The organism is Xinfangfangia pollutisoli (genome assembly GCF_020179405.1).
Classification (GTDB): domain Bacteria; phylum Pseudomonadota; class Alphaproteobacteria; order Rhodobacterales; family Rhodobacteraceae; genus Pseudogemmobacter; species Pseudogemmobacter pollutisoli.
In genome coordinates, this window is the sequence record NZ_JAICBZ010000022.1 from 37,470 (window position 1) to 49,475 (window position 12,006).

Annotated in this window: 13 protein-coding genes and 1 pseudogene; 4 read left to right on the forward strand and 10 right to left on the reverse strand. The window is 64.6% G+C overall.

All coding sequences use genetic code 11. The features are described 5' to 3' along the window. Window positions 1-40: 40 nt before the first annotated feature. From K1Y73_RS09070 to K1Y73_RS09080, 3 genes are all read left to right on the forward strand, one after another. A complete protein-coding gene (locus K1Y73_RS09070; protein ID WP_225027968.1) occupies window positions 41-1,015 on the forward strand; it encodes a response regulator in 975 nt (324 codons plus the stop codon). Between the two features lie 541 nt (window positions 1,016-1,556). Next, a complete protein-coding gene (locus K1Y73_RS22120; protein ID WP_225027969.1) occupies window positions 1,557-2,396 on the forward strand; it encodes a response regulator in 840 nt (279 codons plus the stop codon). Window positions 2,397-2,813: 417 nt separating this feature from the next. Then, window positions 2,814-3,212, forward strand: coding sequence for a response regulator (locus K1Y73_RS09080; RefSeq protein ID WP_225027970.1), 399 nt, complete (start codon window positions 2,814-2,816; stop codon window positions 3,210-3,212). A gap of 3 nt (window positions 3,213-3,215) precedes the next feature. On the opposite strand, the gene K1Y73_RS09085 is transcribed toward K1Y73_RS09080, so the two are convergent. The 10 genes from K1Y73_RS09085 to K1Y73_RS09130 all read right to left on the reverse strand — a co-directional run bounded on the left by K1Y73_RS09085 (window position 3,216) and on the right by K1Y73_RS09130 (window position 11,417). Next, complete coding sequence (locus K1Y73_RS09085; RefSeq protein WP_225027971.1) at window positions 3,216-5,396, reverse strand: sensor histidine kinase; 2,181 nt, start codon at window positions 5,394-5,396, stop codon at window positions 3,216-3,218. A gap of 85 nt (window positions 5,397-5,481) precedes the next feature. Next, the gene (locus tag K1Y73_RS09090) at window positions 5,482-5,841 is read right to left on the reverse strand and encodes an Hpt domain-containing protein (protein ID WP_225027972.1); all 360 of its coding nucleotides are present in this window, start codon (window positions 5,839-5,841) and stop codon (window positions 5,482-5,484) included. A gap of 33 nt (window positions 5,842-5,874) precedes the next feature. Then, window positions 5,875-6,804, reverse strand: a complete 930-nt coding sequence (locus K1Y73_RS09095) for a response regulator (protein ID WP_225027973.1) — start codon at window positions 6,802-6,804, stop codon at window positions 5,875-5,877. Window positions 6,805-6,987: 183 nt separating this feature from the next. Next, window positions 6,988-7,467: a flavin reductase family protein gene (locus K1Y73_RS09100; RefSeq protein ID WP_225027974.1), complete on the reverse strand. Its 480-nt coding sequence runs from the start codon at window positions 7,465-7,467 to the stop codon at window positions 6,988-6,990. Between the two features lie 258 nt (window positions 7,468-7,725). Then, the gene (locus tag K1Y73_RS09105) at window positions 7,726-8,517 is read right to left on the reverse strand and encodes a DUF1217 domain-containing protein (RefSeq protein WP_225027975.1); all 792 of its coding nucleotides are present in this window, start codon (window positions 8,515-8,517) and stop codon (window positions 7,726-7,728) included. Beyond that, complete coding sequence (flbT, locus tag K1Y73_RS09110) at window positions 8,514-8,918, reverse strand: flagellar biosynthesis repressor FlbT (protein ID WP_225027976.1); 405 nt, start codon at window positions 8,916-8,918, stop codon at window positions 8,514-8,516. Before flbT ends, K1Y73_RS09105 begins: the two co-directional genes overlap by 4 nt. Beyond that, entirely contained in the window at window positions 8,915-9,304 is a 390-nt protein-coding gene (gene flaF / locus K1Y73_RS09115) for a flagellar biosynthesis regulator FlaF (protein WP_225027977.1), read from the reverse strand. Before flaF ends, flbT begins: the two co-directional genes overlap by 4 nt. A 72-nt stretch (window positions 9,305-9,376) precedes the next feature. Then, window positions 9,377-10,630, reverse strand: coding sequence for a flagellin (locus K1Y73_RS09120; protein WP_318248231.1), 1,254 nt, complete (start codon window positions 10,628-10,630; stop codon window positions 9,377-9,379). 201 nt (window positions 10,631-10,831) lie between these two features. Then, entirely contained in the window at window positions 10,832-11,140 is a 309-nt protein-coding gene (locus K1Y73_RS09125; RefSeq protein ID WP_225027979.1) for a hypothetical protein, read from the reverse strand. Further along, complete coding sequence (locus tag K1Y73_RS09130) at window positions 11,133-11,417, reverse strand: rod-binding protein (RefSeq protein ID WP_225027980.1); 285 nt, start codon at window positions 11,415-11,417, stop codon at window positions 11,133-11,135. Before K1Y73_RS09130 ends, K1Y73_RS09125 begins: the two co-directional genes overlap by 8 nt. A 114-nt stretch (window positions 11,418-11,531) precedes the next feature. Here K1Y73_RS09130 and K1Y73_RS09135 point away from each other — a divergent pair. Continuing rightward, a pseudogene (locus K1Y73_RS09135) lies at window positions 11,532-12,006 on the forward strand (hypothetical protein); the annotation flags it as partial.

The window sequence follows — 12,006 nt, forward strand, 5'->3', positions numbered from 1 at the left end:
CCAGATCAAGGCCCTGACCCAATCGGCGAAAGGTAGAACAATGAAGATCCTAGCCGTCGATGACGAACCCCTGTTCCTGGAAATTCTGGAGGTCGCCCTTCAGGATCTGAATCTGACGGACGTGACGCCGATCTATTCCGCCAAAGAGGCGCTGCGCGAGCTGGAATCGGGCAAGGCGGTTTTCGACTGCGTTCTGCTGGACATCCGCATGCCCGGGATGAACGGGGTGGAACTGTGCCGCAAGATCCGTGCGGTCGCCGGCTACAAGCGCACCCCGATCGTCATGGTCACCGCGATGACCGATCGCGAATTCATCGAAGAGGCCTTTGCCGCCGGCGCCTCGGACTATTTGACCAAGCCACTGGATCCGCTGGAATTGCGCGCGCGCATGACGATGGTGGAACGGCTGATCGACGAGCAGGCACGCAATGTTCTGCTGGAACAGCGCTCGCCCCTGCCCTTCGAGGGCGAAGAGGAAATCGGCGAGGTCGAAGAGATCGAATTCGCCCTGGAGGCGCCGGTCGTTCTGCAGGGCTTTGACCGGATCATCGCCTATTCGGCGATGGAAAATTACCTGACTTCGCTGAGCGGAAAGAACGCGCTGAACACCGATGTTCTGGCGATTTCGATCCACAATGCCCGCAGTCTTTTCGATGCGGGGCGGCGGATCGATTTCATGAACGCGCTTTATGATGTGGGCGTGACGATCGAAACCGTGCTGAAGCGGTTCAATGCGATGATTTCCTACGCGGGGGATGGGGTTTTCGTTGCGGTGACCAATGCCGCCGAAGAACCCGACATCCTGCTGCTGGAAGACCAGATCCGCAGCCGCATGGCCGATTTCGACCAGATCTACCAGCGCGACGATCTGCCGGCGCCGCTGGTCAAGGTCGGGCCGGCGATCAGCAAGCCGCTGGGCAAGGACGTGTCGGCGGCCGATCTGCTGAACGAGGCGATTGCGGCCATCGGCCAGCAGGCCGCGCTGGTGCAGGACGAAGCGCTGAAGACGGCCTGAGCGGTTGGGCGAGGCAGATTGTGCCCTGCGCGCGCGCCGCGGGATCTGGCGCTGGCGGAAAGCCGCCGGTGCCCCGCGCGGCGCCGGAAATCAGGGCGCAGTTTGGCGCCGCGGTGATGGGAAGGTGAAATTTCTTGTTTTTCAGAAGCTTGAAATAGCGCCGCCGCCGCAAGCCATCCGGGCCGCGTGATCATGTCTTCCGAGTATATGTTTCTGCTTCGGCAGAGCGTGCGGGCGCCCCAAATGTTTACGCTAGGTCACGCCTTGCACGGGAACGGGTTAGAGGTTGATTTGTTAGTCAATCATCACAGCTTTGAGTTGTGTTGGCCCTCGAGGACCTGATATTGTTTTACTATGCGGGATCAAGTTTCATTGACCGACACGGAGCCGAAACGCGACTTGCGCGTTGTCGGGAAAATGGGCGGTGAAACCGGGGGTGTTTGCCCCCGACCCCGATGTGTAGTTGATGGTGCGCGATTTCGGCTCTAAGGCCAATTCGTCTCCGGTGTGCCGCCCTTCTCCTGAATGAAACGGATCCAAAGTGAACGTCAGCCCCTTCCGCCCGATCGAGGTGCTTCGCAAGCTCGAAGCCGATTACGGTCCGATGGCCGAAACGGTCGGCGCACGGTTCGAGGCGTTCAACAGCCTGGGCTGCGAAAAGGGCCGGATGGGCGATGCGGATGCGCTGGAACAGGTGCTGCGCCAGATCATCGGCCCGGCGCCGTTCCAGAACGGCGACAGCAGCTTGCGGCTGAAGCTGAGCGCCAAGGCCGACAAGCCCGTGACGGTGGAAATCGTGTCTTCGACCAGCCGGCTGGCGGCGGATGAGGCGGTTGAACGCGCGGTCGCGGCGATGGGTGGGTCGGTTTCGGCGGTGTCGGGCCCGTCCAGCCAGACGGTGCGCCTGACCCTGCCGCTGGATGAGGTCGAGCTGGACTGTGTCGAACAGGATGTCCGCCCGCAGGAGGAAAGCGCCAGCCTGGCCGGAACGCGGATTCTGATCGCCGATGACAGCCCCACCAACCGGCTGGTGCTGGAAGAGATGCTGGCCGACACCAAGGCCGAGCTTGTCAGCGTGAACGATGGCAAAGAGGCGCTGGACCGCTGGCGTTCGGACCAGTTCGATCTGCTGCTGCTGGATATCTCGATGCCGGTGATGGATGGGGTCACCGCGATCCGCGAAATCCGCGCCACGGAACAGGAAAAGGCGCTGACACCGACGCCGGCCATTGCGGTTACGGCCAATGCACTGGTCAATCAGGTGGCGGATTATCTGGTGGCGGGCTTCGACACCCATCTGGCCAAGCCGTTCCGGCGCAAGGATCTGATGCATGCGATCCTGACCTTGCGGACCGGAATGCGCGAGCTGCCGCGCGCCTAAGACCTGCCATGACCGCCGGAAACCGATTGTCCAGGGCCCGGCAATTCCAATTGCCCAGCGCCGGAATTATTGGCCGATTTCCGCGCCTTGCCTTGGCGGCGAAACGATTTCGCGCTGTGCGGCCCGGCGCAATTGCGCGGCGCCATTCGCCAGAGTGCCCGGTCATTCAGCGCGGCTGCAACACCGCGCGGCTTTATCCTGATCGCCTGTGGAAGGGTCTTGATCGAAGGCGCCCGTCCAAGACAGACTGCACGCGTCCCAGCGTTATCCGGGGCAAGTGTTTTATGCGTGATCTTGGCATTCCCGACCTTCGCCTGACCCGCTGCTTTCCGAATGCCAATTTGTTTTTGTCTGAAAGGATCATTCGTGCCAGATGACGACGCAAGCCCCGGGCAATACGCGATAGTGCCCAAACGAATGGAAGCGTCCGCCAGACCGATCAGGATTCTTGTCGCCGATGATGACGAGATCAACAGGGCCATCGTCGGGCATCTGATCGCGACCCTGCCCGAAGCCATGCTGACCGAAGCGGCCGATGGCCGGGCGGCGCTGGAACTGGCCCAGACCCAGCGCTTCGATGTGCTGATCTTCGATCTGAACATGCCCGAGATCAAGGGCGACCGGCTGATCCGCCATCTGCGCGCCAGCCAGTCTCTGAACGCAGCCTCGGCCATGGTGCTGTTCAGCGCCGCCGCCGATGCCTCGGGGCAGATTCCGGGCAATACCGCCTCGGCGCTGGCCGATCTGGTCCTGCCCAAGCCGATCCGGGCCGAGGCCTTTCTGACCGCGATCCGGGGCCTGGCGCAGCGGGGCTAAGGATCAGGCCTCTTCCAGCGGCAGGATGACCCGCACGGTCGTGCCTTCGCCCAGCTGGCTTTCCACTTCGATCCGGCCCTGCATCAGCTCGACCAGCTTCGCCACGATCGCCATGCCCAGCCCGGTGCCGCCGAAGCGCCTTGTCACGCTGCCATCGGCCTGCTCGAAGGCGTTGAAGATGCGCTGCGCCTGTTCGTTGTTCATCCCGATGCCGGTATCGCGCACCTCGATGACCATGGGCTTGCCCGGCGGGCAAGAGAAGACGACCGAGATCTCGCCCTCATGGGTGAATTTGATCGCGTTGCTGACCAGGTTCTGCAGGATCTGCATCAGCCGGTGCGGGTCGCCGATGCGCGGCATGTCGGGCCGGCCGCTGGTGTAGATTTCCAGATCGAGCCGCTTTTCATCGGCCGCAACCGCGTAAAGCTCATGCACGCGCGAGGCGATCTGTTCGGGGCGGAACAGCGCCGCCTCAAGTTCCAGTTTGCCCGCCTCGATCTTCGACATATCCAGCACGTCGTTCAAGATCGTCAGCAGCAATTCTCCCGAATGGCGGATCGTCGACAGCATCTTCTTCTGTTCGGCATCCTGCACCAGCCGGTCCAGCACTTCGGCCATGCCCAGAACCCCGTTCAGCGGGGTGCGGATCTCATGGCTCATATTGGCGATGAACTGCGACTTGCTGCGGTTTTCCGATTCCGATTTGGCGGCGGCATCGCGCAGGCTGATCTCGGTGCGGTATTCGTCGGTGATATCGGCCAGCGAGACCACCACCTTGGCCTCGGCCTCGGTCGATTGCAGCAGCGTCGCGTTGACCGAGATCACCCGGCGTTCGCCATCGCTGCGCCGCAACAGCGACACCCGGCGCTTGCGGATCGGCTTGTGGTCCAGAAGCATCCGCGCGAAGGCCAGCGCCAGACCCGAGGCCGGCGTGCCTTCGGGCCATTCAAAGCCCCAGCGGGGATCGGCCAGATTGATCTCGCGCACCGCCACGGCCTGCAGGCCCAGGATCCGCTCGGCCTCGGCATTGATGAACAGGATGCCGCCGCGCGTATCGAGCGCGATGATCCCGGACAGGTTGGTTTCCATCAGCCGCGACAGGAAATCCCGCTCGGCCTGCAGGGCGCCTGACAGGAAGCGCCGTTCGGTGGAATCATGCAGGCGCAGGACCCAGCCGATCACCACATGCTCGCTGCCGAAGGGCTGGCGCACCGGGAAGACATCGGGGTCGAAATAGCGGTTGCGGATGGTCAGCGCCCGGGGCGTCGGATGGCCCGCGGTGTCGATGATCTCGCTGATGAAACCCTGAAGCTCTTGGTTTTCGGCCTCCATCCCGTCGGATTTGCCCGGCTCGCGCCCGAAGATGCGCCGGGCTTCGGGGTTGCGGCCCACCTGGTTGCCGTCGCGGTCCAGGAAGACGATGGGATCGGGCGCATTGTGGAACAGCAGATCCTTGGCGATCACCGCCACATCCATCAGCACATTGCGCGCGATCATCTGCGACAGCAGAAACAGGCTGATCGAGAAGCCGAAGGGCGTGGGGTCGAAGCCATGCACCGTGAAGCCGAAGCCGATATAGAAGATGTTGCACAGCACCGGCACCAGCGTGACCATCAAGAGGCCGATGAAGAAGGACCGGTGCTGGACATTGGCCAGGACCGAGCCGCGAAGCGTCACCATCAGCGCCCAGGCCAGGTAGAGATACAGATAGACCGAGAAGGCCAGGAACAGCGGGCCATGCTGGAATTCCACCGCCGGAATCCCGTCGATGATCGTGATCCGGGTCTCGGTTCCGTAGAACAGATGGTGCCAGTCATTGGTCGCCACCACGATCGCCGCGGCCAGCGGGCCCAGAACCAGGGCCATGCAACGCCAGGTGGGCAGGCGGCGCGACATGCCCAGGGCGTAATCGGTCAGGAAGAAGGCCCAGGCGGTGGGCAGCAGCACGATGGCCGGCCAGGCCGCCTTGGCCCAGAAGATCTTGCACTCCTCGGTGGTCGAGCTGAGTTCCAGGAAGACGGCGATCAGCCAGTACAGCATCGCCGCCAGGGCGATGACGAAGAAATGCCGGCCGAAGAAATACTCGCGCCCCGACCGATACAGCAGGTAGAAGATGCCGAGCCAGAAGAACAAGGTCACACCCCCGAGCGCGTCGATGCGCTGGACCTCGAAGCATTCTGTCATTCTGGACCCCGTGAATATGGTCGGGCACCGCGGGTGCGGCGCTTTCCGATCAGCCAGTAAAGTGCAGCTTGCAGCTAGAGTTCTGTCAAGATTGCCTGACGTCTAGCACATTGCTGAGGCTGGCGTGAAATATGGAAATCGGTTGATCGAAGGTTCGCAGGTCCAGCGCGCCGGATTTCTGCGCCTGCGTCAGTTGCCGATCCAGGCTGGCGGCGGCCTCGCCCAGGCTGTCATAGCCCAGCGTCGCAGCCACGCCCGAGACGCGATGGGCGATCAGGCCGATGCCCGTCAGCGACTCGCGCAGCTGCGCGGGGGATTCGGCCGCCCGGCGCAGCATGGCGATTTCAAGCACATAGGTTTCCGCCAGGGCCAGAAAACGCTGGCGGATCGCGAAGAACGGGTCTTTCGGCGGCTCGGCGCGCGGGTCGGGCGAAGAGATCTTCATGTCGGGATTAAGCACGTACATCGCGGAGCCGGATCAATGCGTGAAGGCCAGTTTGCGCGCGCTTTGGCGGGCATCGGCGAAAAGCTGCGGCACCGCGGTGCGTGTGAACAGCCCGGCATGCTGGATCTCGCCCACGCGCACGACCGGCAGCGGAATGCCCAGCGCCTTGTACAGCTGCGCATAGCGATCCAGCGCAAGTTCGATTTCATCCTGCACAAGATCGGTGTCGAAATCGGCGCGCTGCGCCACCATGGCGACGAATTCGCCCTGGCCGGCAAAGGCGATCAGATGGTTATGCGCCTTCAGCGCCCCGTCGATCGCCGAGGCGACATTGGCCATCGTGTCGATATAGCCGACCCCGTCGGTGGCGCAGTAGATGCTTTCGGCATTGGCAACCTTGAAGGCCAGAACGCCCTGCCCCATCAGCCGCAGCCGGCCCAGCGTCAGAGCGTAATTCTCAAGCGCCAGGGCGCTGATCACGCTGCCGGCTTCGGTGATCGTCACCGGCTCGTCGAAGGTGACATTGACCACCGGCAGACCGAAATCAGACGACAGGCGCGTCTCGACCGAGGCGCGGCGGCGGCGTTCGTCGATCAGATCGCCGACCATGCGCAGCCGGGTCTTCATCTCCAGCTCGTCGATCGGCTTGTGGACATAGTCATTGGCGCCGGCGCGGAAGGCATGTTCGACATGTTCCAGCGATTTCATCGCGGTGATCATGACGATCGGCGTCGTATGATAGTTTTGCATGGCGCGGACGCGCCGGCACAGCTCGATCCCGGTCATGCCGGGCATTTCGATATCCAAGAGCAGGCAATCGAATTTCTGCCGCGGGTCGCGCAGCCGCGCCAGGGCCTCGCTGCCCGAATTGACGCTGACCAGATCAGCATAACCGATCGCGCCAAGCACGTGTTCCAGAAGCATCAGGAAAACGGGATCGTCGTCGACCGCCAGAATCCGCATCGGTGCCATTCTTGCCTTTCCGGTCCACCCGACCGACGCCCAGAAGGCAGCCGGACAGAGCAGAGACCTGCGCTAAATTTTCTTCATTTAGATCGAGGAAAATGGCGAAAGTTAGACGTAATTCGCAGGATAGTTTAGCATCCGGCAACGATCACACGCGGAACGGGCGGGCGGATCGGCCGTTCAGATCGGGGCGGCCAGGGCGCGAAATGTGCCGCGATAAAAGACCAAAGGCTCGGCCGTCGGGTCGGCGGACAGCGCCTCGACCGCGGCGACAACGATGTGGTGATCGCCGCCGTCATAGGTCTGGGTGATCCGGCAGGAAATATGCGCCAGGGCGCCGGCCAGCATCGGCGCGCCCCCGGCATCGGGCTGCCAGTCCAGCCCGGCAAAGCGATTCTCGCCCCGCCGCGCGAAGGCCTGGGCCAGGCCGGCCTGCCCCATCGCCAGAACATTGACGCATAGCCGGCCGGCCGGCGCCAGCTGCGGCCAGGTGGTCGAGGATTTCGCCGGGAACAATGCCACCAGGGCGGGGTCCAGCGACAGGGCATGGAAGCTTTGCATCGTCATTCCAACCGGCCCCGCCGCGCCCGCGGCCGTCACGATGACCACGCCCGAGGCGTAATGGCCCAGCACGCGGCGCATCTCGGTGGGGTCGATCATCGGGGCCTCGGCTTCTGGCGGGATGGGGCGGCGGATCCGGTTGCCGCGGGCCCGGCAGAGCGGATCGCTGCGGTGCGGCAGCCCCTTTCGACCACAGAAGCCCGCCCGACCGCAAGGCCCGGTTCGGCCGCTGACCGGCGCCGCCTTGCCCGCCGCCGTGCCCGCCCCGTGTCAGGCCTATGTCAGGCCTGTGCAAGACCGCGACCGGCCAAAGGCAGCCCCCCGATCAAGCCGGGGCGCGGGAATCGCCCGCGCCGGTCAGCGACCCAGGATCTGCAGTGCGATCGAGGCGGCGCTGCTGGGCCGGGCGTTTCCGCCCATTTCGGCACGGACGATATAGGTCCGCACCAGCTTTTCCATCACCGCGGGCTCGGCGAACTGGCCGACCGATTCGACCCCCAGCACCGTTCGGGCACGGCTTTTCAGCGTTGCCAGCTGCTTGTCGATGTCGATCAGCGCGAAACTGTCGGGCAGGCCCAGCGCGCCCTGCATCACCCGGCGCAGCGGCTCATTGCCCAGGATCGAAAACCATTTCGCATTCTCGCTGCCCCCGCCTTTGGCCAGATCTGTCAGCGCATGTTCGGCATTCAGCGCCAGGCGAAAGGTGTTGTTCTGCTCTCCCACCGCCGATTCAAAGCTTTGCCGGTTGTACAGGCCCAGGATCTTGTCGGCGAAATCCGACATCTGGCTGCGGGGCGTCTCGAAATCGCCGAAGCCGAAGGCCTTCGAGAAGGCAAGATAGCGCTTGTCCGACAGCTTGTTGGCCAGCGCATCGTCGGACAGGCTGCCATCCTGCAGCACCTTCTGCAGGAAGGCCTTGTAATTGATGTCCTGCTCCAGCCCGAAGGCGGTCAGCGCCACCGACAGCAGCCTGCGATCCGCGACCAGATCCTTCGCCGTCTGGATCTTGCCGATGGTCTTGCGGAAATATTCTGCCTCGCGCTGCGCGACGGGCGAGGCCTGCTGCGCGGCCTGCTGCTTGCCCTGCGTGCGTTTCAGAAAGCTCCAGCCGGCATAGCCGGACAGCGGCAGGACCGGCTGGAAACTCATGCCCGGCCGGCGGCCAGAAGCCGCTCCTCGCGCGGAAGCAGGCTGCGCAGGCATTTCAGCACCTGGTAATGCTGCTCGGCCAGTACCGCCTGACTGGCCTGGGCCAGAAGGCTGCGGCTGTCAGGATCGGTCAACACCTGGCTCAGCTGTTCGATCCCGCGCAGCAGCTGCTGCCGCGTATCGCCCGAATCGGCATCGCCGGACAGGACCAGCTGCGCGACATAGCAGACCCGGCGCACCGGCGTATTCGCCTCTTCGGGATGGATGGCATCGCGCAGGCGCAGGATATTGGCATTCGGCGTCATGATCGCCAGTTTCGACCGCCGGTCGCCGTTTTCGATCACCGCGCCATTGATCAACACCCGCTCATGCGGGCCGAGTTTCAGGACCAGCCCGCTCATGCCGCCGCCCCCTCGCCCCGAAGGCCGCGCAGAACGGCGGTGTTGATCTCGACCAGGATCTCGGCCCCGGCGCTGCCGGCGCGGATCTTGCGGCTGTGATCGGCGGTGAAGCGGTAAAGGTAGAACAGCCGCGCGCGCAATTGCGCCGGCAGGCCATTTTCGGGGCCGGCCACGTCGGCGGCCAGCAGCGACCACAGGCGTTCATTGTCGCTGAGCGCGGCGATGAAGCCGGGATAATCCTGCTTGCGCCCGGCATTGGCCTGGTTCAGCCGCCGGGTGATGCGCGCGATCACGTCGTATTCGGCGGCGCGCGCGGTGCGCATCGGGGTGGCCGCGGCCTGGGCATAGGCCATTGGGGAAAGTCCTGTCTGTGCGATCTGGGTCATGATCCGGGGCTCCGCTGGTGAGGGCGTTCAGGGAAAGGTGCCGGGGCCTGGCGGGCCCCGGCCGCTCTCGTCTTAGCGGAACAGCGACAGCAGGTTCTGCGGTTGCTGATTGGCGATCGACAGCGCCTGGATGCCCAGCTGCTGCTGCACCTGCAGCGCCTGCAGGCGCGCCGATGCCTCTTCCATATCGGCATCGACCAGCGTGCCGATGCCCGACGTCAGGGCATCCGACAGCTGTGCGACGAAATCCGACTGAATGTCGATCCGGGTCTGGGCCGAGCCGAACTCGGCCGCGGCGTCGATCGAGATCTGCAGCATGGATTCGATCGACCCCAGCGCCAATGCGGCGGCCGAGGCGGTCGAAACGTCGATCGTGTCCAGCGCCCCAAGCCCCCCGGAGCCGGCATTGCGATACTGGCCCGAGACCGAAAGGTCGACGGTCCCGTCATTCACGAAGGCCAGCTGGCCGGGATTGGCGCTGTCATAGTTCACCGTCAGCCCATCGATGCCCAGGGCGTCGATTGCGTTCTTCAGACCCACCGCGATCATGTCGGGGACCGTCGATGCCAGCGAGGCATTGCCCGCGTCGACATCGTTCTGCGTCAGCGTATAGGAGGCCTCCTGATTCCCGATGCGAATCGAGATCCGGTCCCCCGCCAACCAGGCATTGGCCCCGTCGGCGAAGGTGATGTCGTCGGTGCCGCCGCCCTGATCCAGGGTCAGGACGAACGTATCGGCATCGGTCGAGATCGTGCCCCCGGTCGAGGCCGAGAACACGTCATTGGCGACATAGCCCCCCGTCGACAGATCCTGCGCATTGATCGTGATCGACGAGGCCGAGACCCCGGTCGAACTGCGGTCAAGCGAGGCCAGGATATCGACCGTCGATTGCGTGCCGTTGACAAGATTCAGCCCGTTGAACTGGGCCGATCCGACCACGGTGTTGATCTGGTCGACATATTTGGCGATGTCGGACTGGATCTTGACCCGGTCGACATTGTCTTCCTGGGCCGCGACGATCTTGCCCTTCATCTCGGTCAGAAGATCGGTGACGGTTTCCGCGGCCTTGCGGGCCACGGAGATGGTCGAGGAGCCGAGCGCGAGGCTGTCGGAGATGCCCTGAAAGCCCTTGACGTCGGATTGCATCACTTTCGAGATGGCCCAGACCGCCGCATTGTCCTTGGCCGAGCCCACCGATTTGCCGGTGGAGATTTCGGCCTGGACCTTGTTCATGCTCATGTTGATGCCCTTCATCGTCTGAAGGGCGACCATTGCGCTCGTATTCGTCAGGATAGACGACATATATAGCTTCCTTTCTTTCCCCATCGCTTTGCGCAGGGATCAAACGCCGCCTCGCGCGGCTGTTGCGGCCTTCTGTCCCTTGCCCAATCCCGGAAATCCGAGGGCGCCATTCCTGCCTTGGAATGCTGCGCGCAGGATCGCCGCGCAGGGCTAACAATTCCTGAATTTCCGCCGGTCCGGCGGCGGGGAACTGCAGCGGATTTGACCGAACCCGCGCATCGGGGCCTAAAGACGGCGGGCGGGTGGCGGGGGCGCGGCCCCGATCTCGCCCCGCCTGCCCTGCGCGTCATAGGTCGAGGACCGCCCCTGTCCGGTCAGGTCCTGCAGCCGCCGGCGCGCCGCGCGAATGCCCTTCAGCGCCGCCGCCAGCAATTGCGCATTGCGTTCGGCTTTCCGGCGCAGGCGGTGCAGCGCCGCCGGATCTGATGGCGGCTCTGCCGTCGCCAGCGCGTCGGCCAGGTCCGCAAGGCGCGCCATGTCGCCGGCCAGAAGCGCGGCCCGGCTGTCGTCGAGAATCGCTTCCAGATCAGTCATTGCCCGGCCCTTGCAGCGCCCGGAACAGGGTTTCGGCAAGGCCGATTCCGCCCTTGGCGACGATCAGCTTCGCCTGTTCGCCGCGCAGGAACGAGGCGAACTGCGCCTCGCCCACCCCGCCGGAAAAGCCGCTGTCCGCGGCCCCGCCCTCCAGCCCGGCATGACCCAGCATCTCGGCCAGGAACGCCGCCTCCAGCTCTTGCGCCTTGCGCAGAAGGGCTGCGGAGTTCGGCCTGTCTTCGGGCGCCGCCGCGCCCGCGATTGCGGGAAGATCCATCCGGCACCTCCTGTCCAGATCGGTTGGATTTTCCGCACTATCCCCCGCAGGGGTAAAGAAAGCGGTAACCGGATGCGGGCAGAAAGAAGGGGTCCACGGCAGAAGTCGCAGGTCATGCAAAGCATTCAGATCGCCCCGTCCCCGCCCTTGCCTGCCCCCTCTGCCCGGGGGGCGGCCCGCAGTGCCGATGCGGGCGCGGCGCCGGCCGAGGCGGCCACCGCCTTTCAGGCTGTGCTTGCGCAGCTTGAAGGCCAAGCGTGCGATCCCGACGGCGGCAAGGGCAGTCTGACGGGCTTTGTCGTCGATGCCGAGGCCGGCACGGGCCGCATCGCGCCGGATCTGGCAGACCCCGGGGGTACGCCGGGATCCGCAGCGAAGAACGCGGCCGAGGTCGAAGGCGCCGAGTCGGGCGGCGACATGCCCGCAGTGGCCAATGGGGCGGCGCTGCCCCTGTTGGTTCTGCCCCAACTTCCGACCGCGGCGGCCGAGCCGGTCGCTGCCGCCGCCGGCCCGCATGGGGGTGACCTTGCGCCGCCTGCGATGCTGGATGGCGCTGGCCCGCGGCCTGCGCCCGCGGCCGGGCCTGTCG